General features: G+C 58.8%; 14 protein-coding genes. 2 read left to right on the forward strand and 12 right to left on the reverse strand.

The window, feature by feature from the left end:
• Positions 1–113 precede the first annotated feature (113 nt).
• The 7 genes from truA to leuC form a co-directional block, all read right to left on the reverse strand.
• Positions 114–1004 carry a tRNA pseudouridine(38-40) synthase TruA gene (truA, locus tag HUW35_RS18625; RefSeq protein ID WP_181253688.1) on the reverse strand — a complete coding sequence of 297 codons (891 nt, stop codon included), beginning with the start codon at positions 1002–1004 and terminating at the stop codon, positions 114–116.
• Between the two features lie 148 nt (positions 1005–1152).
• Positions 1153–4323, reverse strand: a complete 3171-nt coding sequence (locus HUW35_RS18630) for a FimV/HubP family polar landmark protein (protein ID WP_181253689.1) — start codon at positions 4321–4323, stop codon at positions 1153–1155.
• Positions 4324–4623: 300 nt separating this feature from the next.
• A complete protein-coding gene (locus tag HUW35_RS18635; RefSeq protein ID WP_181253690.1) occupies positions 4624–5628 on the reverse strand; it encodes an Asd/ArgC dimerization domain-containing protein in 1005 nt (334 codons plus the stop codon).
• 151 nt (positions 5629–5779) lie between these two features.
• On the reverse strand, positions 5780–6895 hold the full coding sequence (gene asd, locus HUW35_RS18640) for an aspartate-semialdehyde dehydrogenase (RefSeq protein ID WP_181253691.1): 1116 nt from the start codon (positions 6893–6895) through the stop codon (positions 5780–5782).
• Positions 6896–6987: 92 nt separating this feature from the next.
• A complete protein-coding gene (gene leuB / locus HUW35_RS18645) occupies positions 6988–8061 on the reverse strand; it encodes a 3-isopropylmalate dehydrogenase (RefSeq protein WP_181253692.1) in 1074 nt (357 codons plus the stop codon).
• Between the two features lie 27 nt (positions 8062–8088).
• Positions 8089–8736, reverse strand: a complete 648-nt coding sequence (gene leuD / locus HUW35_RS18650) for a 3-isopropylmalate dehydratase small subunit (protein ID WP_181253693.1) — start codon at positions 8734–8736, stop codon at positions 8089–8091.
• The gene (gene leuC / locus HUW35_RS18655) at positions 8736–10184 is read right to left on the reverse strand and encodes a 3-isopropylmalate dehydratase large subunit (protein WP_181253694.1); all 1449 of its coding nucleotides are present in this window, start codon (positions 10182–10184) and stop codon (positions 8736–8738) included. The genes leuD and leuC overlap by 1 nt, the downstream gene beginning before the upstream one ends.
• Before the next feature lie 126 nt (positions 10185–10310).
• Here leuC and HUW35_RS18660 point away from each other — a divergent pair, with 126 nt between their 5' ends.
• The gene (locus HUW35_RS18660) at positions 10311–11189 is read left to right on the forward strand and encodes a LysR family transcriptional regulator (RefSeq protein ID WP_181253695.1); all 879 of its coding nucleotides are present in this window, start codon (positions 10311–10313) and stop codon (positions 11187–11189) included.
• A 149-nt stretch (positions 11190–11338) separates the two neighbouring features.
• Positions 11339–12076, forward strand: a complete 738-nt coding sequence (locus HUW35_RS18665) for a TIGR04219 family outer membrane beta-barrel protein (protein ID WP_181253696.1) — start codon at positions 11339–11341, stop codon at positions 12074–12076.
• A 105-nt stretch (positions 12077–12181) separates the two neighbouring features.
• On the opposite strand, the gene HUW35_RS18670 is transcribed toward HUW35_RS18665, so the two are convergent.
• The 5 genes from HUW35_RS18670 to prmB all read right to left on the reverse strand — a co-directional run bounded on the left by HUW35_RS18670 (position 12182) and on the right by prmB (position 20585).
• Positions 12182–12880 carry an FKBP-type peptidyl-prolyl cis-trans isomerase N-terminal domain-containing protein gene (locus HUW35_RS18670; protein ID WP_181253697.1) on the reverse strand — a complete coding sequence of 233 codons (699 nt, stop codon included), beginning with the start codon at positions 12878–12880 and terminating at the stop codon, positions 12182–12184.
• 52 nt (positions 12881–12932) lie between these two features.
• Entirely contained in the window at positions 12933–13919 is a 987-nt protein-coding gene (locus HUW35_RS18675; RefSeq protein ID WP_181253698.1) for a peptidyl-prolyl cis-trans isomerase, read from the reverse strand.
• A gap of 65 nt (positions 13920–13984) precedes the next feature.
• On the reverse strand, positions 13985–17947 hold the full coding sequence (locus HUW35_RS18680; RefSeq protein WP_181253699.1) for a cytochrome c peroxidase: 3963 nt from the start codon (positions 17945–17947) through the stop codon (positions 13985–13987).
• A 365-nt stretch (positions 17948–18312) separates the two neighbouring features.
• On the reverse strand, positions 18313–19410 hold the full coding sequence (gene aroC, locus HUW35_RS18685) for a chorismate synthase (protein ID WP_181253700.1): 1098 nt from the start codon (positions 19408–19410) through the stop codon (positions 18313–18315).
• Between the two features lie 242 nt (positions 19411–19652).
• The gene (gene prmB, locus HUW35_RS18690; RefSeq protein WP_181253701.1) at positions 19653–20585 is read right to left on the reverse strand and encodes a 50S ribosomal protein L3 N(5)-glutamine methyltransferase; all 933 of its coding nucleotides are present in this window, start codon (positions 20583–20585) and stop codon (positions 19653–19655) included.
• Positions 20586–20718: the final 133 nt, after the last annotated feature.

The raw sequence follows: 20718 nt of genomic DNA on the forward strand, positions 1-20718 counted from the left end.
TACTGCCAAGGTGTAGACCGCCATCTATCCGGGGCGCTGGCAGCAGAGAAATATCGGAGAGCCAGCGATACTAGCAGATCAGGGGATTAGGCGAAACGCGGCAGTCGATCAATTCAGGCGGATCCGTCGCCACCGATGGTGCCCAACGGCAAGGGTACCAGCAGCGGACCGGGCTCGCGCACCGGCATCGTAAACTCATCCGGGTAGCGTACATCCACCAGATAGAGACCATAGGGTGGCGCGGTTACCCCGGCGGCGCTCCGGTCCCGCGCCTCGAGCACATCGCGCACCCAGGCGGGATCGCGATCCCCTCTTCCCACGGCCATCAAGACGCCGGCAATATTGCGCACCATGTGGTGCAGGAAAGCCGTAGCGCTGATCTCCAGAACAATCAGCTGCCCCACCCTGCCGATGTCGAGCCGGGTAAGGCGGCGCACGGGAGATTTGGCCTGACACTGTGCCGCACGGAAACTGCTGAAGTCGTGCTCACCGATAAGATGCTGGGCGCCGGCACGCATGGCCGCGAGATCCTGGGTGCGCTCGGTCCAGGTCACCTCACTGGTGGCCTGGGCGGAACGGGTGGGAGCACTGTGGATCAGGTAGCGATAGGTCCGGTTGCGGGCGGAAAACCGCGCGTGAAACTGGGGCGGCATTTCCTGCGCCCACTGCACACGCACATCAAATGGCATCTGGGTGTTGACCCCCTGCACCCACGCCTTGGTAGGGCGCTGGGCGCGGGTATCGAAATGGATCACCTGACCGGTGGCGTGCACGCCGGCATCCGTACGCCCGGCACATACCAGGGTAACCGGCTCAGCCGCCACCCTGGATAACGCTTTCTCGAGGGTTTCCTGCACTGTCTGCGGGTCGTGCTTCTGCTTCTGGAAGCCGCGCAGCCGGGTGCCACAATATTCTATGCCCAGGGCTACCCGTCGCACCCCCTCGGGCAGGGACTCCCCCGGCGGCACTTCTCCGTTTGGCTTGTATTCGTAAATCCTGTTCATCGCTTACCAGAACTCCGCACAGGCAAGCCGCGGCGCCCGTATTCGCCCTCAGCTACCGGCAGTATGTCTTCCCGGAAAAAGAAAGACCCCGCGCGTGGCGGGGTCAAAGTGTTGTCGCTGTAGATAGCGTGAAAAATCGACAGCGGGATTAACCAATACGCTCGAGCATATCCTTGGCGCGCTGCTGGTGCTCACCGGCAGCCTCTTCTACCACTTCACCCAGGATTTCCCGCGCGCCGTCTTTGTCTCCCATATCCAGATAGGCCTGGGCCAGCTCCAGCTTGGTGGTGACCTCGTCACTCCCTTCCAGCAGGTTGAGCTCGGAATCCAGATCGCTCTCCAGATTAAAGTTCAGATCTCCCAGCTCCGCGTCTTCGGCAGAACTTTGCGCGCCGGATTGGGCGGGCTCGGACTTGGCTACAGGCTCTTCGGCTACAGCGAGATCACCTTCCAGCTCGAAATCGGTGGACGCGTCAGTGGCGAAGTTACCGTTATCGAAATCCAGGTCGCCACTGTCGAGATCCAGCTCACCGAGATCGATGGAGTCCAGGTCCAGGCTGTCAAAATCATTATCACCGCCCAGGTCATCCGAGAAACTGTCCAGCTCGCCCTCAGATGCATCAGCAGCAGTGGACTGCACAGCTGTCTCACCCGAATCGAGGTCGTCACCGTCTTCCATCGGTGTCAGGTCAAGGTCGAACTCGAGACCGCTGTTTTCTACCGCTTCCGCAGTCGCATTCTGCGAGTCAACCGCGATGGAATCCGACTGCTCCAGGGCACCGCCTTCGGCGGACGCATCCACACTGAAATCGGAATCCAGATCCAGGCTGTCGAGGCTGTCCAGATCCAGGTCGCCATCCGCCATCAGGTCGTCGAGATCGAAGTTGTCCTCTTCGGCAGTACTGCCGGTATCGGACTCAAAGCCGGAATCCAGCTCAAGATCGAATGTCGGTTCTTCTGCAGCAGTCGCGTCAGTCTCGGATTGTACTGCAGACAGATCGCTTTCGAGGTCATCACCCAGGTCAAGATCCAGAGAGAAGCTGTCTTCGTCGGCAGCTTCAGTACCTGCATTCAGGTTGTCACTGCTGTCATCCAGGTCCAGGGACAGGTCGTCGAGCAGGCCGAAATCGTCCTCGTCACCCTTGGTATCCGTATTCGCAGCGACAACAGTCTGGTCTGCAGAGAATTCCTCGAGGTCGCCAAAGCTCGCTTCGCTATCGAACTCCGCACCCATATCGTCGAGCTGCGCCGCTTCCAGGGATTCACTGGAGAAGCTGTTTTCAGGCGCTTCAAACGGGCCGATACCAGCGATGGTCTCGCGCAGGCGCGCGGCGCGGTCTGCAGCCGGTCCATCGCTATATCCAAGCAACTGGCGATAGTGATCATCGAACTCCGCGCCTTTCTGCTGGTGCGCATAAGCCTCCAGCAGCATCAGGCGTGCATCGATATTTTCCGGCGCGCTCTTAAGGCCCGCCAGCAATTTGGATTCCGCTTCCTGGTACTGGCCCAGAGAGAGGTGGATTTCCGCTTCCGCTACCGGATCGTCGGTTTCAACTTCTCCCAGCTGGTCCAGGTCGAAGCTTTCGTTGGATTCGAGCTCTTCCACGGCGCTGAGATTGTCATCCATCTCGCCGATTTCCGGTGCTGCCGCCAGCTCGCGCTCGGCAGCCATTTCTGCCTCGACCTGGCGGATGGCCTCCTCTTCTTCCTTGCGACGACGCCAGGTAAAGAAGCCAAACAGGCCCACCAGCAGCGCACCCGCGCCAATACCGATCGGCACGATATTGTCCATCACCCGCTCCATGATGGTGGGTTCGGGACGGGTCTGTACCACTACACGGTTACGGGTAGTATCTTCTTCAGCGACTTCTTCGGCCGCCGCTACAGGGGCCTCAACAGTATCCGGCTCGGACTCGGTTACCGCATCAATATCGGCAGTTTCTTCCGCAACATCACCCAGCACATCTTCGCCGGTCTGCTCACCAGTTTCGGCGGCAAAGCCTTCCAGCTCTGCGTCTGCCTCTCCATCGATAAGGTCAGAGGTTACTTCGCCGGATTCAGATGCATCTGCCGTCTGCTCTGCTGCAGCCTGCACCGCCTGCAGCTCGTCATTGGAGACCTCGACCAGGCGCTCCATGGTATCGATCTGCTCGTTCAGCTCTCCGATACGATCCTGCAGCTCGGTATTTTCCAGACGGGACTTGTCGAGCTCTTCCTCGGTAACCGCCAGCTCACCCTCAAGGGCTTCGCTCTCACCAGTACCGCTGCCAGAGCCAGACAATACGGATTCGTTGTCGCCAGGGGCGGCAAGGGATACGCGGCCTTCCAGCACATCGCTTTCAACAGCTTCTTCTGCCGCGGCACGACCATCCAGCGGCGCGCCGGTAACATCCGCGGTGCCCACGCGCTCGCGCCAGGCGTCGTTCTGGGTGGCCACCTGGGAGACCGCTTCGGTCAAGGACAGGTTGCGCACTTCATCTGCGGTAGGCAGGCGCAGTACCGAGCCTTTCTTCAGCAGATTGATATTGTTGTTGATGAACGCTTCGGGGTTGAGGCGCTGAATCGCCAGCATGGTCTGCTGGACGGAGAGATCGCGGGACTCGCGGCTGTCGCGGGCGATTTCCCACAGGGTTTTGTTCGCTTCCACCGGCCCGTACACGCGGCTACCGCTATCGGCAGTCGTCTCGGACTGGAATTCAATCGGCTCTTCCGCAGGCGCCTCGTAAGTTGGCTGCTGCGGCTCAGCGGCAACGGTTTCCTGCGGTGCTTCGGGTTCGCTTGCCGGCTGTTCGACAGGTGCCTGCACCGGCTCCGGTGCGCGCTGCACCATGGGTTGCAGCGGTTTCTGCACCGGCGCTTCACGGCGCACCTGCTGGCGCTCGCGCTCGGCGGCACGCACAGGCTGGGAGGCGGTATTGGTGGAGAAGGCCGGCAGGTCCATCAACAGGGTATATTCCCGCAGCAGTCGGCCACTGGGCCAGCGGGTCTCTACCAGGAAATTAAGGAATGGTTCACGGATCGGCGTGCGGCTGGAGATTCGGACAACGGGCTGGCCACTGGAGTAGTCCACTTCAAAGCGCAGCTCGTCGAGCAGGTAGGCGCGATCAACACCAGCACGGTCAAAGTCTTCCGAGCTGGCCAGGCGCACCTTGATTTCACTTTCACCAAGGCCGCGCGTCTGCAGCAGTTTGATTTCCGCATTGAGAGGTTGGTTGAGGGTCGAGTTCAGTTTGATCTCACCCAGACCGAGCGCCAGAGCCCCGTTGCCACCCAGTGCGCTGACCAGACCTACCGCTAGTGCCAGCTTTTGCACACGCATATCCGATTCCCTTTATTGTTAGAATCTCACCGGAACCTGCATAAAAAACACCCAAAGGGCAGGCAGGCACCAGGTCTGTGCAGCCATCGTTCTGCACAAAAATTATTCACAAGAACCAGTGCTGAGACACCAGGCTCTACTCTCCAGCGAAACTCTCCAACGAAAGAGTCGCCCCCCGAAAAAGACTTGGCCTATCCAGCTTCTCCCCACTTTCTCCGAGCTTGCCCCCAAGCGTTGCCGGTGCCCGAGTGCGGGCAAAGTTAAGAAGAAACCTTCAGAAAGGCCGCTAAGTATTAAATATCAATGGGTTTTTAGCAACAAGTGGACAATCAGTACACAGTTAATTGCGACGTCTTTGCGCAAATTGTCGGATGCCGCACAAAAAACGACCTGCCTCGGGTTAATCAGGCCGCTGCGCAACCGCCCCAGCAAGGTATTGTCACTACCCACCGCATCCTGTGCCGAGGGGCGCTCGCGCATTTCCAAACGCGCACCATTGGTAAGCAATCCGCGCACGGTTTCCAATGGCTGCTCCGCATTCAGCTGTACACTCAGGTTGGCCAGCTGACCGTGAAACACGGATGCGGTATTGATGGTGGCATCCAGCGCCACCTGATCACCTAACAACCGACGCAGTTCCAGCACCAGTGCCAACTCGCTGAAGTTGTGGCCGCTGTCCAGCAACGCTTCCGCAGAGCTGAGGTGATTGAACGCAAGGCGTTGGCCGGTCGCTTCATCCACTTCAGGCTCCTGCCCGTTGAACAGGCGTGCAGTCTGTGCCGCCGCCGCGTCCACACTGCTTTTGCCCAGTGCCGACACCGGCTGATTCAGCACGATTTCAACAGACTGCAGCTGGTCCTTGAGGGGGAACAGCGCCTCCGCGATCATCGCTGCGCCGGGCCCGGGCACCGCGATCACTTTGCGGTCCTGCTCGTCACGCGCCGTCAGCGTGGTCGCATTGAGCAGTGGATGCACCAGGTCAACGCTCTCATCACCGCGACTGATCCCCGCGGCGTCCACTACCCAGGCACCAGCACTCTCTGCCTTGGCCAGTGCCGCGGTTGCAATTTCACCCGCCGACAGTAACAAGACGATCTGCTCCGGGGAAAACACAAAATCTTTCAGTGGCTGCACCGACACACTGCGGTTGGCAAACACCTGAGGATCCGCATCGGCCTCGTCCCCCGCAATAAGCTTCAACTGCGCGGGGGTTACTGTCTCCCGCTCTTCCAGGATCTCCAACAGCGCATCAAACGGCGCGCTGCCAACACCTACGATCACCAGTTCCCGGGTGGATTCTGTCATATTGAGTTCTCATGAGCTGATTCGGTTGCTTCTGCGCCAGTTCGGCGAATAAACAGCCTGAAAATGCGGGGGATTATACTCAGGGAGAGTGCGGGGGGAAGCCGCCCCGGGACCGGGGCGACGAATTGGGCCAAAAAAGTCCCGACGAGACTTACAGTTTGCCCAGCAGAATCAGCAGTACACGACGCAGAGGCTCGGCGGCACCCCACAGCAGCTGGTCGCCAACGGTGAATGCGTTCAGATATTCACCACCCATGCTCAGCTTGCGCAGACGGCCTACCGGGATATCCAGCTTGCCGGTGACCGCAGTCGGGGTCAGCTCTTTCAGGGTCACTTCGCGGTCGTTGGGAACCACTTTTACCCAGTCATTGGCAGAACCGATGATCTTCTCGATCTCCGCCAGCGGCAGGTCCTTCTTCAGCTTCACGGTGAACGCCTGGCTGTGGCAGCGCATCGCGCCAATACGCACACAGGTGCCATCGACCGGTACGGTGCTCTCGGTAGAGAGGATCTTGTTCGCTTCCACCTGGGCCTTCCACTCTTCACGGCTCTGGCCGGACTCCAGCTGGGTATCAATCCACGGCAGCAGGCTGCCCGCCAGCGGCTCGCCGAATTGCGCGGTGGGGAAGTCAGCACTGCGCATGTTTTCGGCCACCTTGCGGTCAATCTCCAGAATCGCGCTCGCCGGGTCTGCCAGCTCGCTAGCCACACCATCGCGAATACTACCCATCTGGGAGATCAGCTCACGCATGTGCTTGGCACCGGAACCGCTGGCCGCCTGATAGGTCTGCGCAGTAACCCACTCCACCAGGCCTTCCTTGAACAGGCCACCCAGGCCCATCAGCATCAGGCTCACGGTGCAGTTACCGCCGATATAATTTTTCACGCCGGATTCGATCCCGCGATCGATCACGTCGCGGTTGACCGGGTCCAGCACAATGATGGCGTCGTCATTCATGCGCAGGCTGGAGGCGGCGTCGATCCAGTAGCCATCCCAGCCTTTTTCGCGCAGCTTGCCGAAAACTTCCTTGGTGTAGTCACCGCCCTGACAGCTGACGACCGCATCCAGCTCGGCCAGTGCGTCGAGGTCGTAGGCGTCTTTCAGCGGCGCAACCTCTTTACCAATCTCCGGCGCTTTACCACCGGCGTTGGACGTGGAGAAAAATACCGGCTCGGCAATATGTGCAAAGTCGTTTTCTTCCAGCATGCGACCCATCAAAACGGAGCCGACCATACCGCGCCAGCCTACGAATCCTACCTTGTTCATTTCATTACCCTGTTAAATCTGTGAGTTTCTGGCCCCCGGGTGTCACCGGGGGCGGATACAGCGATGTGACGATCAGCGTTACCAGAGAGTTACTAGAAAGCGGCCACCACTGCTGCGCCCATTTCCGCGGTAGAGACTTTCTTTGAGCCTTCAGTGTAGATATCCGCGGTGCGCAGTCCCTGATCCAGTACTTTGCTGACAGCCGCTTCGATCGCCGCGGCGGCTTCCCCCATATCGAGGGAATAGCGCAGCATCATGGCGGCGGAAAGAATGGTGGCCAGCGGGTTGGCAATGCCCTGCCCTGCGATATCCGGTGCACTGCCGTGACAGGGCTCGTACAGGCCAAAGCCACTTTCATTCATGGATGCGGACGGCAACATGCCGATGGAGCCGGTGAGCATGGCGGCGGCGTCCGACAGGATGTCGCCGAACATGTTGCCGGTCACCATCACATCAAACTGCTTCGGTGCGCGCACCAGCTGCATGGCAGCGTTGTCCACGTACATGTGTGACAGCTCTACATCCGGATACTCCGGCGCCAGGCGATCCAGCACCTCGCGCCACAGTACGGTGACTTCCAGTACATTGGCCTTGTCCACAGAACACAGTTTGCCGCCACGCTTTTGTGCCGCTTCAAATGCGGTGCGCGCGATACGCTCGATTTCGGACTCTTTGTAGACGTAGGTGTTGTAGCCCTGCTTCTCGCCGTTCTCAAGCGTTTTGATACCGCGCGGCTCACCGAAGTAGATACCGCCGGTCAGCTCGCGCACGATCAGAATATCCAGGCCGGAAACCACTTCGGGCTTCAGCGAGGAGGCATCGGCCAGTTGCGGATACAGAATCGCCGGACGCAGGTTGGCGTAAAGGCCGAGACCACTGCGAATTTTCAGCAGGCCTTTTTCCGGGCGAATGGCGCGATCCAGGGTATCCCACTTGGGTCCACCTACCGCACCCAACAGCACCGCATCGCACTCGCCGGCCTTGGCCAGTTCCGCGTCGGTCAGGGGTTCACCGTGGGCGTCGATGGACGCACCACCGATCAGGCCTTCGGTGAACTCCAGATTCAGGCCAAATTTTTCGTCGACAGTTTTCAGTACCGCAACCGCCTGCTCGACAATTTCCGGGCCAATACCGTCGCCCGGAAGGATCATGATTTTCTTGCTCATCGTTCTTCCAATTATTCTGTTGGCCGCTTACTTCACTGCATCAAACAGCCAGGGCGCCTGCTCCCGACGCTTGGCTTCATACGCGCGAATATCGTCCGCATCTTCCAGGGTGAGGCCAATGTCATCCAGGCCATTCAGCAGACAGTGCTTGCGGAATTCGTCCACTTCAAACGCAATCTTCTCGCCGTTGGGCTTGATTACCTGCTGGTTTTCCAGATCGATGGTCAGCGCGTAGCCTTCCTCGGCGTACATCTCCTGGAACAACTGGTCGACGACCTCTTCGTCGAGAACAATCGGCAGCAGGCCGTTCTTGAAGCAGTTGTTAAAGAAAATATCCGCAAAACTGGGCGCAATCACCGCACGGAAACCGTAATCATCCAGCGCCCAGGGGGCGTGTTCACGGCTGGAACCACAGCCAAAATTCTTGCGAGCCAGCAACACGGAAGCACCCTCGTAACGCGGGTGGTTCAGCGGAAAGTCCGGGTTTACCGGACGCTGACTGCAATCCTGGCCCGGCTGACCCTCGTCCAGATAGCGCAGCTCATCAAACAGGTTCGGACCGAAGCCAGTGCGCTTGATGGATTTCAGGAACTGCTTGGGAATAATCAGATCCGTATCCACATTCGCGCGATCCATCGGCGCAGCCACGCCTTTATGTTGGGTAAACGCTTTCATCAGACCGCCTCCTTCTGCATTTCACGCACATCCACAAAGTGACCGGCAATCGCCGCTGCAGCGGCCATGCTCGGGCTCACCAGATGGGTGCGGCCACCGTAGCCCTGGCGACCTTCAAAGTTGCGGTTGGAAGTAGAAGCACAATGCTCACCCGCACCCAGTTTGTCCGCATTCATCGCCAGACACATGGAACAGGAAGGCTCGCGCCATTCAAAGCCGGCTTCGATAAATACCTTGTCGAGCCCTTCTTTTTCCGCCTGCGCTTTTACAGACTGGGAACCGGGTACCACCAGCACCTGTTTCACGCTGTCCGCTTTCTTGTGACCTTTCGCCACGGCGGCCGCCGCGCGCAGGTCTTCGATGCGGGAGTTGGTGCAGGAACCGATAAATACACGATCGAGATTGATATCGGTAATTTTCTGGCCAGCCTTCAGCCCCATGTATTCGAGCGCACGCTCGATACCGGACTTCCTGGTAGCGTCGCTTTCCGCCGCGGGATCCGGCACCTGGGCGCTGATCGGCGCCACCATTTCCGGGGATGTACCCCAACTGACCTGCGGCTCGATTTCTTCTGCCTTCAACTCAACGACCGCATCAAAGTGCGCGCCGTCATCGGAATGCAGACGACTCCAGTTTTCTACCGCCATGTCCCACTGCTCCCCTTTGGGTGCATAGGGTTTGCCTTTCACGTAGTCCAGAGTGACCTGGTCCACCGCCACCATGCCCGCGCGCGCGCCGGCTTCGATGGCCATGTTGCAGACAGTCATGCGGCCTTCCATGGACAGGCTGCGGATCGCGGAACCGCCAAACTCGATTGCGTAACCGGTGCCACCGGCGGTGCCGATCTTGCCGATAATCGCCAGCACCACGTCTTTCGCGGTAACGCCCGGACCGAGTTCACCGTCCACGCGCACCAGCATGTTCTTCATCTTTTTCTGGATCAGACACTGGGTGGCCATCACGTGCTCCACCTCGGAAGTGCCGATACCGTGCGCCAGCGCGCCCAATGCACCGTGGGTAGAGGTGTGGGAGTCGCCACACACCACGGTCATGCCCGGCAGAGTCGCGCCGGTCTCCGGCCCGATGACATGCACAATGCCCTGGCCCGGATCATTGATGCCAAATTCGACAATGCCGAACTCATTGCAGTTCTCGTCCAGGGTCTGCACCTGGATACGGGATACCTCATCCTGGATCCCCGCAATACCGCCGGAACGCTCGGCGGCGTCGGACGGTACGTTGTGATCCGGCGTCGCCACCACGGAATCCGTACGCCAGGGCTTGCGGCCAGCCAGGCGTAGCCCTTCAAAGGCCTGAGGAGAGGTCACTTCGTGAATCAAGTGGCGATCGATATAGATCAGTGCGGTGCCGTCGTCGCGGCTTTTAACAAGGTGGTCTTCCCAAAGCTTGTCGTAGAGCGTCTGTTTTTTGTTTTCTGGATGGCCCATAGCCCCATCTCCTCTATGGATAACATGCAGGAGTCTATTGGGGGCATTGAATAACATCAATTTATATTTATTATATGGCGCATTCGCTTTTGGAATACCTGAGAGCAGCGCTACAGAGAAAGCATCATGGAAATCCAGTGGCTCAGAGCCTTCCTTGCCATTTCCGAACAGGGCTCCGTTTCAGAGGCCGCCGAGCAGCTACACCTGACCCAGCCCGCTGTCAGTAAACGCCTCGCCTCCCTCGAGCAGCAACTGGGTACACCGCTGTTCGACCGCATCGGCCGCAAGCTTCAGCTGACCAACGCCGGCCGCGCCCTGCTGCCCCGCGCCCGTCACATCCTTAATGAGGTGAGCGATGCCGAACACGAGCTGCGTAGCCTTGGAGAAACCATCGGCGGCAGCCTGCGCATTGCCACCAGTCATCACGTGGGGTTGCACCACCTGCCGCCGGTACTGCGGGAGTTCAGCAACCTCTACCCGGATGTCGCCCTGGATATCGACTTCGTCGACTCCGAGCAGGCCTATGAGGCACTGATGGCCGGGGAATATGAGCTCGCCGTGGTCACCCTCGCGCTCAAGGACTATCCCAACCTCAATGCCCAGATCATCTGGCCCGACCCCTGCGTGGTGGTGGCCGCGCCGGACCATCCCCTGGCGCAGATGCCGGAACTGGACCTGCCCGCACTGGCCCGATACCCGGCCATTCTGCCGGATCTGAACACCTATACCGGGCGCCTGATCAAGCGCGAGTTCGACGCCCACGGCCTCAAGCTGACCGCCAAGCTGGCGACCAACTTCCTGGAGACCATCAAGATGATGGCCGGCGTTGGCCTCGGCTGGAGCGTGCTGCCCAAGACCCTGATCGACGACAGCCTTGCGGAACTGCCCATGCCGCAGCTGAGCATCGTGCGCAACCTGGGCATCATTTACCACCGCAACCGCACGCTCAGCAATGCCGCCAATGCCCTGCAGCAACTGCTGTTCAAAGAGGCGCGAGGCCTCTAATTGCCGACCGATAAGAGGCCTCAGGTTCCGCCAGAACGCCAAGCAGTGCGCAAAATCGACCCAAAACAGGACCAACCCGCATCAGGTTCAGGGAAATTTCATGAAATCCCTGTAGAATCTGCCGCAGAATTCAACCGGAGCGACTCCAAATGAAAAAAATAACCGTGGCTATCTGCACCGCACTGGCTTCCGTTTCCGCCAGCGCTGACACCATCCTCGGCTTTGACGCCACCCTGGGCGCCTGGAAACCCGCCTACAGTGGCGCCGTGGGCGTGGACGACTTCAACGTGGACGAGTTCACCCTCGCTGAAGACAACGTCACCTTCATCCAGGCCGCCCTCGAGCATCCGATCCCGCTGGTCCCGAATATCCTCGTTGCCCACAGCAGCATCGAAACCAATGGCGAGGCCATGCTGAGCGAGAGCGTCACCTTTGGCGACGAGACCTTTCTGGTTGGCTCCGAAATCAATGGTGACATCAACCTCACCCACACCGACGCCACCCTCTACTACGAGATCCTGGACAACTGGGTAAACCTGGATGTCGGCCTGACAGCCCGTATGTACAGTGGTGACATGTCCGTAACCAGCGACTTCCAGTCTGAAGACATCGAACTTTCCGGCGTGCTGCCGATGGTCTACGGCCAGGCCCGTTTCGACCTGCCCTTCACCGGCTGGTCGATCATCGCTCAGGGTAACGGCACCAGCTACAACGGCGACAGCCACACCGACCTGACCGCCAAAGTGCGCTGGGACTTCGTTCCTGCACTGGATTTCGCCATCGAAGCCGGTTATCGCTCCATGACCCTGGACGTGAAAGAACTGGATTCCTTCCAGAGCGACCTGGAAATCAAAGGTCCCTACCTGGGCCTGAACCTGCACCTGTAATTTCGGGCGAGCAGATACAAAAAAGGCGGAGCGCTTTCGGCGCTCCGCCTTTTTTGTCTGTGGGAACCCTCGGCGGGTATTGATACTGGTACGACGCATCTCTAGCTATTGAGAAACCTCTACCACCATGGCGCCATCTTCGCTGACCGCCTTGATCCGCAACTCCCTGGAAACACCATTCGCTGCGACGGTCAAACGACTTTCTCCCGCCTGCGATACGGATATTTGCACAGCACCATTCTCGGTCGGCGTCACCGTGACCATGTCCGGATCCGACACGCTCCATTCCGGCACGATCCGCACCTCTTGACCCTCCTCGACCAATCCTGCGGCTTTAGCCTCCAAGGTGTACTCACTTCCGATCTGGCGCGCTCCGGTATAGGTTGGCAAAGATACCCAGCGATCTCCCATATACACACCGCGTGTCAATCGTGGATCCAGCTTGAACGAAACCTTGATATCCTTCAGTTCTGCGTCCCCTGCCGCAGCGGCCTGCATCTTTTTCCATTTCTCCGCCCGCAGCGCCACCTGCTTGAAACGCAATTCGCGCTGGAAGCTTTGCATGGCCTCCGCCACCTGCTCGTCGGTCATCTTACTCGCTCCACCTGACAGTGCATCCATCAAGCCCTGCAAATACAACTCTGGATCCACCTCAATCGAGTGGCTTTCCAGTTTTTTTCCGAGCGCCATGCCCAAGGCGTAACTCAGTTTCGCTTCCTCGCTGGCAAATTCCGGTGCTTCCTGGGCCACACCAGCTCCGCAGAAAAGCATCGCACCTGCAAACATCACCCATCGACTTACCATCTTCGTGTTCTCCCGCCTAGTGGTTGGCACTGGGCATTTACCGGGTTGTGATTCACCCTTCGCCGTGGACTACTGCACCATCGTGAAGGAAAATTTCGATCTTGGACTGCGCTCTCTGGGTCTCCAGCCAGGACGCAATCGCCACCCGCTGCCGAGCCATCAGTAACTGCTGCTTGACCTCCGCCTGCACCTCGGCGAAAGGACGGATCTGATCCGGACGGCGCTCATCCAGACGTACCACCAGAAAATCCTCACCGCGCTGCACCGGGCCATAGGCCTGCCCCGCCTCAAGTGACGCGACAACCTCTCGCAACGGGGACGGCAACTGGAACGCTTTGACCCAACCGATATCACCGCCTGTGGCAGATCGCGCACCCATCGAATAGCGCTGTGCAAGCGCAATAAAATCGGCGCCCTGGCGCAGCTGCTGCACAATGGTATCCACCGCCGCACGACTGTTGAGTGCGATTACCCGCAGGCGCACATCGCCAGGCAATGCCCAGTTTGCGCGATTCGCTTCAAAAAACTGCTTGACCTCGTCCTCGCTGACCGCAATGTCCTGTACCAGCGCGGCCGTCACCTGAGTTACCAGTATGTCATCTCGGACACTTTGAAAAAGTTCGGGCTCGGTCAGTCCCTGCGCCTGCATCCAGATGCCAAACTGTTTGAGGTCCGCGAATTTGTGCCGCATGGATTTCACCGCATGGTCCACGGACTTCTCAGCAACGGTGAACTGGCGACTTTTCGCTTCCTGTAACAGTAGCCGGGATTCAATCAATCTTTGCAGCGCCTGCAGGTCGAGCGATTGCGCGGAAGTTTCACTGCCCGTTGCTGCGCGCTGGCTTTCTGCCACTAGCGCGGGGTTGGCCCGCATACGCTCAAACGCCAGCCAGGTGATCGGCTCGCCATTCACCCTAGCGACGATTTCCGGCGTCGCCGAACGCGGCTCTTTCCGGTCACAGCCAGCGAACGCAATAACCACCAACACCGACAGGCCAAGAAAAAATTTCCGGTTCAGCCGGGAAATTTTATTGTTCATAAGTCCCTCGAAATGTCAGGCACCCCACCCAATTCCAACCTGAATCGAATGGGGCGCGCAGCGGGTTAACGACAGAAGTGGCTGATCTCGGAGATACAATCCGCGTTGGGATTGTTGGTTACGCCGAGGAAACCCGACACCGGCGTTGCATTGCCACCGGCACCCACTGCGGGAATATGCCGGAAGCAGATACCAGCTGATCCTTCGCCACAGGGCACCCCGGACATGTCCAGGAGCTGCTGTCGGCCGCCGGTATTCTCCGGCGCCTCACCATCGATCGGCACAAAGATCTCGGGCCGGTCGAAAGGCGCTCGTTCGTAAGCGACCCGCGGATCCGTCAGTGAAATCATGAATTTCACCAACGCCACTTTGGCATCTTCCGGCGTCGCATACTCCGGCGTGATCGGGTGATCGGTATCCGGCATGGCGTCATAGCGGTATACCGGGTCTGGTAACGCATCGGCGAAATAGCCCTGCAAGAAGCCGAAATCAATCAGGCTGTCGAAGTCTCCGTCGATGGAGTTGGTGCGACCAAAAGAGAACGACTGATTCATCAGGTCATTGATATTCGGGTCGCGGTTCTCGGCATTGGTAATCGGGAAGTCGCCACCGCGCACATAGAAATCTACCACCTGACGCAGAGTCAGATAGCTGCCGGTGTGGAAGTACGGTCCCGTCAGGGCCACATTGCGCAATGGCGGCGCCTTAAATGTGCCGTCGCGAATCACGCGATTGGGCACTGGCCAGGTACCATGTACCGGCCAGTCCATGTTGCCGGCAACCCCGGACTGGTTGGTCGGACAGGCGCTGTCATCAGGATCGCCAATGGACGGTCCCCAGCCGAAGTTCGGCGGCCCTGAACCGAACTGAGCAGGATCGTATAAACCGCAGTGCTGATCAGCACCAAACAACACTTCCGGAAATTCGATGGCAGGGCCGCCATTCGGTGGAGTCAGAGTATTAGGCACCATACCCGCGAGCTCATCGATCTGCGGGTGCAGCTCTCCCGCCGGTAAACCGTGCAGCCAGGGCACCATATATTCCGGCATCAAAGGGTTGATCGGCGAGCGCTCGAACCCGGGGTTGATGGACTGAACCGTGTGAGAGGTTCCAGGGAAGACCTCTCCATCCCCGGTTTCCTCGAAGGTCGCCTCCAGGTCAAAGGGATCGAAGTTCGCCATCACGCAGACATCGGTGGAGCTGTCGCAGGGCTCGTACATGGGCCCGCCGATATTCTTCAGCGTCAGCGCCGACAGTGACAGTGGCCAACCGAAAGGATCGTCGCCGCCGCGACCAATATCCTCGGCTGAAGGGCGCAGGCCAATGTTGTATACACCCTGATCACCGAAGGCGAAGTTGCTGGGCTGTGCAATGACGCGGTCGTCCCACGGGGTAGCGGGGTCGTCGAAGGTGGCGAAGTTACGGGGCTCCACCTCCACCGCATCCTGGGCCGCCCCTTCAGTAGTCTCCTCGGCAAGGATCAGACCACCGACAGCACGGAACCCACCGGAAGGTTCCGGCGCGGGCAACAGGCCATCCAGGAAAATATTGACCGGGTTGTTGTCAGCCACCTGGGGAGGTGTCGGATATTCAAACTCCGCGTCGTTTTTCAACAGGCCGTGGGCCACATTGATACTGTGATCCGTCTGCTCTGCCCCCAGGTGGCACAACATGCATTTCGCACTGCGGGTAAAGGGATTGGAACCCACCGCAATTTCCACCTCTTCGCCACTTTCCGTGGTAATGGTGTGGATGGGGTTGCGTGGCGATCCTGCGGGCAGTGCCGCGGTCAGGTTGGCACCGGCAAAGATGTCGAAACCAAAAACCTCATCAGGCCCGAAACCGTCATACTCCGGCGTGGACGGGTCATCCGGAATCAGCACCAGTTCCCCGGTCGTGGGGATGGGCACAGAGTTGTTGAGCTCACCATCGTCCATCAGGTCCGGTACCAGCGTCGGGAAGAGCACCGCCTGATCCCCCGGTTCGCCCACACCGTGACCGGCATTGGGGTTCATATCGAAGAAGCGGTCCGCGGGGGAATCGTCGGGAATCGTGAGCGACTCGTAGGCCTGCACGGACAGACCGAAGAACAGACTCAGGTTGGCTTCCATCTGCGTGAACTGATTGGTGTCTGCGCTATCCGCGGCACCGGCGGCGATGCTCAGGCAGTAGGCATCGAAGGGATCGTCACACTCGGCGCCGGCCAGATGCATGTCGTCCACGTCCCAGAAATCGCTGGCAAATGCCAGTTCAATCAGCTCCGGATAGGACACACACAACCCGGGTTTATCGACGGCGGTCGCGCGGCCGAGGGCGGTACAGACAGAACCGCCCTGGTTGGAGAAGGGTCCGAGGCGGCTATCATCAGTGGCCACCAGCTGGTTGGCCAGGGGCGTCACGCCAGCCTGCAAAAGCTTCTTGCCAATCTTCGGCCAGTTGCGACCGAGGAATGACATTTCAAACTCGCTGAGGGGGGGCCCTACCGCCTGGGAGCCGAGGCTGGAGAACTTGATTCGCACTGGTTGTTCCGCCGCTTCCGGATCCTCCTCTTCCAGCTCATCATCAATATGTCCGTTGGTGGCGCCGACCAGTTCACCCAATTCGTCCTCGATAAAAATATGGAACTGGGGATCCGAGGGACCAAACACGCTGCCGCCATTAAAGTTGAAACGCGCGCGGCCATCCCAGAAATTATCGAAGTTGAAGGCTGCACCATGGAAAGTCGGTGTGTTGCGGGGCTCCACACGCCGCAATCCCTGGTTTACCGGAACCGGGTCGGGCATCGGCGTGCCGTCATCGGGCAACAGGGCTGTGACGCCGTTGTAGGCCGGAGAAAAGCTCCCCAGCACAATGTCGTTGAAGAGTTTGAATTCACTCACCCCCATCGACGACATCACGTCATTGGCATCACTGAGCACAATGGCTGGATCCATACCGTCCCCGACAACATCCGGATCGATGCGTTTGTGGAATGGGAAATCACTCGGCACAACGTTCTCGTTCGGGCCTCTGACCTGCAGCGTGAGATCCCCCCCATTGACACCAGGGTTCAGCTGACCGCGTGTGCGGTTATCAACGCCCGCGTGAAAGTGGCAGGAACCACAGGCCTGCACGCCATCACTGCCCACTTGCATGTCCCAGAAAAACGACTTGCCCAGAACCTCTGCAGCGTACCGCCCGACATACTCCTGTAGCGGTACTGGTACACCGGCCACATCCTCTTCCTCGCGGAAAAAGTCTTCTTCATTGATGGGCGCTTCGAGCTCGGTAACCGGCTCACCATCCTCATCAAGAAGCTGCCCCAGTCCATTGATAGCGGATTCCGCAACCACAGTCCTGTCTGGCGGAATACGCGGATCCGCAGTAAAACCAGCAAAGCCCAGCTGGTTGCGCAAGAAGAAATTGTTCGGGTTGGTTACTACCAGCGAACCTTGCGGGGCCCCGATACAGGGATTTGCCAGAGAGTATGGGTGCTGAAGCTGCGCGAAGATCTCTGCACATTGAAAAGGGTTCTGCTGACACTGGGCGATGGCATCCAGAATGTCCTGCAGAGATGGCGTCGGCAATGGGCAGGCAACCAAGGCTCCGATAACCGACCGGAGCTCAGTCGGTGCGTTGAACTCGTCCGTTGCCACAGTTTCATCGGGATCAAACAGGGGGCCAGGTAGATCCCAGCTAATCTCCCCATCGGACGTGCGCCGGCGCAGCGGCTGGCCGGTGAGAAAGTTGTAATCCAGGGGCCAGACGTTAAGTGCCGGCATCTCTACACCAAATCCAGGCCGCCGCTCTACTGGCTGATAAGGGTTTTCCAGCATCTGATACAACTCTTTCCAAAGCGGCGCCTGCTTCAGCGATCCCGCCGGACTGAGCTCTATCTCGACTTCAACGGGAAGCTCCATCGGTGTAACCGGAGTCTGCAGGGTATCTCCCGGTTCTGAATGTGCGGGCCTTCCCGCCATTGCTAATACGGTGATTGCCAGCCCGGTAACAATACCCGACAGGCCCACCAATCTGATCCTGGATGCCATAACTCGTACCTCTCCTTGGTAACGAATTCTCTCTAAACGAAACCGAATAAAAAACAATCAATCCGTACAAAATAGAATAGAGGAGATCAAACATTAACCACTGGAAAGGTCATTAGCGAGGCGCCACTGTTTAATCAGCCGGCGTTCCCGACGCCAAACGGGTTCAAGTGGTGAAGATTCAGTGCGAGCCACGAGTTGCAAGAAGTGACAACTCAGGAGATCAGATAAATGGAGATTCGGAATCGAAGGAATGGCCGGCGGGGAAAAGGTTTTCTGGCCAAGGAGGTATCATGACGGAAGCAGTGATGTCATTGGCGGCACACGAGCATGACCGCCAACGACAATCGTAAGCAGGGCGTGGGTATCTACTGGATACCCGCCGGTATCTTCAGGCCAAAATCCACGTCACCGTTCTGCGCGCGCTGACGCATCACATGGTCGATCAGCACCAGCGCCATCATTGCCTCGGCGATCGGCGTTGCGCGGATACCAACACAGGGATCGTGACGCCCTTTGGTGACTACCTCAATGGGGTTGCCATTGGTATCCAGGCTCTTGCCGGGAATACGCAGGCTGGAGGTAGGCTTGAGCGCGATATGTGCGATCAGCTCCTGACCGCTGGAAATACCCCCCAGTACGCCACCGGCATTGTTGGACTGGAAACCTTCCTGGGTAATTTCATCGCGGTGTTCGGTGCCCTTCTGCTCCACCGAGGCAAAGCCCGCACCGATCTCCACACCTTTTACCGCATTGATACTCATCAGCGCGTGGGCCAGGTCCGCATCCAGGCGATCGAAGATCGGCTCGCCGAGACCGGCGGGCACGCAGCTGGCATGCACGGAAATGCGCGCACCAATGGAGTCGCCCTCCTTGATCAGCGCCTGCATGTAATCTTCCATCTCTGGCACTTTCGATGCATCCGGACAGAAGAACGGGTTCTGATCCACCTGGGACCAGTCGAGACTCTCCACCTTGATGGGCCCCAGTTGGGACAGGTATCCGCGCACTTCGATTCCGAACTGCTGCTTCAGCCATTTCTTGGCAATTGCACCCGCCGCAACCCGCATGGCGGTTTCGCGCGCGGAAGAACGGCCACCACCGCGGTAATCGCGCAGGCCGTATTTGGCCCAGTAGGTATAGTCGGCGTGGGCCGGGCGGATCTGTTCGGCAATATTGGCGTAGTCTTTGGAGCGCTGGTCGGTATTCTCGATCAGCAGGCCGATGGGCGTACCGGTGGTTTTGCCTTCAAACACACCAGAGAGGATTTTGACCTCATCGGCTTCGCGGCGTTGGGTGGTGTAACGGGATGTCCCCGGCTTGCGTCGATCCAGCTCCAGCTGGATTTCCTCGGCGGTGATTTCCAGTCCCGGAGGGCAACCATCCACAATGCAGCCCAGCGCGGGGCCGTGGCTCTCGCCAAAAGTGGTTACACAAAACAGCTTGCCAAAAGTGTTGCCCGACATATCCGGTATTCCCTACCTCTAGTCAATTATTCGTTGAAGGGGGCGCATTATAGAGGATTCCGTGGGCTTAGGCTTGGGGTAAAACAGTGAACTGGACGCGAAGGTGACGATACCGGGTGCAGCCTTGTGAGACCTTCTAAAACAGGGATGTTTTAGAAGAGCCCCCAGGGATGGGTTCACGGCGTGTCTCACAAGGCTGCACCCGGTAGCGTCACCGCCACCAAACCTGCAGGAGAAGCAAACTAACTAGACGCACCCGCCTCAAACATTTCACGACAGGCCAGCAAATCTTCACGCGTCAGCACAAACACCCCGTGGCCGCCATCCTCCAGCTCCGGCCAGAAGAACGGCACCCGCGGATAGGCCTCCTCCAGCGCTTCCCAGCTGTTGCCCACCTCGCACACCAGCACACCTTCCGGCTGCAGGTAGTCCGGTGCCTCCAGCAACAGGCGACGGGTGAAATCGAGTCCGTCGTCGCCGGAGCCCAGCGCCAACCCCGGCTCCGCGTGATATTCCGCTGGCATCTCCGCCAGATCCCGCGCATCCACATAAGGAGGGTTACTGACGATCAGGTCGTAACTGCAGCCCTTCAGGCCCGCAAACAGATCCGACTGTACCGCCCGCACCTCATCATTCAGTTGATGGTTGTTGATATTGATCTGGGCCACTTCAATGGCATCGGGAGAGATATCACTGACATCCACCCGTGCCCCGGGAAAGGTCTCCGCACAGGCGATACCGATACAGCCGCTGCCACAACAGAGGTCAAGGATCGCCAGCGGCTCCTGCTGCAGCCAGGGCTCGAAACGATGGCGAATCAGCTCGCCGATGGGGGAACGGGGCACCAGCACCCGTTCGTCCACATAGAACGGAAGATCGCAGAACCAGGCCTCATTGGTGAGATAGGGAGACGGCAGGCGCTGCTCTACCCGTTTATCCAGCAATTCCATCACCGCGCGACGCTCGTCCATGGTCAGGCGTGCCTGCAGGATCTCCGGCTTGCTATCTACCGGCAGGTGCAGCGCATGGGTCACCAGCAGCACCGCCTCGTCCCAGGCGTTGTCAGTTCCGTGACCAAACCACAGGTTTTCCTCATTAAAGCGGCTGGCGCCCCAGCGTACATAGTCCAACACGGTGCACAATTCGTGCAGATTGGACTCACGTTTCTCTATCATTAGCCTGATTCCTCGAATTTTGGCGCTTTACTACCGCTACACAAAGGCTTAGGGTAGCGCACCCTTCGGAGTCTCCGTGACTCCTCTGTGCCGCCGGGTTACCGGCGATATCGACGCCCCATCATCTCCAGTG

The sequence above is a fragment of the Microbulbifer sp. YPW1 genome, assembly GCF_013367775.1.
In the GTDB taxonomy this organism is placed as follows: domain Bacteria; phylum Pseudomonadota; class Gammaproteobacteria; order Pseudomonadales; family Cellvibrionaceae; genus Microbulbifer.

Excerpts from the sequence above, each read along its gene's own strand:
- HUW35_RS18670 (WP_181253697.1), bottom strand. The coding sequence starts at position 12,880 with ATGGTAAGTCGATGGGTGATGTTTGCAGGTGCGATGCTTTTCTGCGGA.
- aroC (WP_181253700.1), bottom strand. The coding sequence starts at position 19,410 with ATGTCGGGCAACACTTTTGGCAAGCTGTTTTGTGTAACCACTTTTGGC.
- leuB (WP_181253692.1), bottom strand. The coding sequence starts at position 8,061 with ATGAGCAAGAAAATCATGATCCTTCCGGGCGACGGTATTGGCCCGGAA.
- truA (WP_181253688.1), bottom strand. The coding sequence starts at position 1,004 with ATGAACAGGATTTACGAATACAAGCCAAACGGAGAAGTGCCGCCGGGG.
- prmB (WP_181253701.1), bottom strand. The coding sequence starts at position 20,585 with ATGATAGAGAAACGTGAGTCCAATCTGCACGAATTGTGCACCGTGTTG.
- HUW35_RS18675 (WP_181253698.1), bottom strand. The coding sequence starts at position 13,919 with ATGAACAATAAAATTTCCCGGCTGAACCGGAAATTTTTTCTTGGCCTG.
- HUW35_RS18680 (WP_181253699.1), bottom strand. The coding sequence starts at position 17,947 with ATGGCATCCAGGATCAGATTGGTGGGCCTGTCGGGTATTGTTACCGGG.
- leuD (WP_181253693.1), bottom strand. The coding sequence starts at position 8,736 with ATGAAAGCGTTTACCCAACATAAAGGCGTGGCTGCGCCGATGGATCGC.
- leuC (WP_181253694.1), bottom strand. The coding sequence starts at position 10,184 with ATGGGCCATCCAGAAAACAAAAAACAGACGCTCTACGACAAGCTTTGG.
- HUW35_RS18665 (WP_181253696.1), top strand. The coding sequence starts at position 11,339 with ATGAAAAAAATAACCGTGGCTATCTGCACCGCACTGGCTTCCGTTTCC.
- HUW35_RS18635 (WP_181253690.1), bottom strand. The coding sequence starts at position 5,628 with ATGACAGAATCCACCCGGGAACTGGTGATCGTAGGTGTTGGCAGCGCG.
- HUW35_RS18660 (WP_181253695.1), top strand. The coding sequence starts at position 10,311 with ATGGAAATCCAGTGGCTCAGAGCCTTCCTTGCCATTTCCGAACAGGGC.
- asd (WP_181253691.1), bottom strand. The coding sequence starts at position 6,895 with ATGAACAAGGTAGGATTCGTAGGCTGGCGCGGTATGGTCGGCTCCGTT.
- HUW35_RS18630 (WP_181253689.1), bottom strand. The coding sequence starts at position 4,323 with ATGCGTGTGCAAAAGCTGGCACTAGCGGTAGGTCTGGTCAGCGCACTG.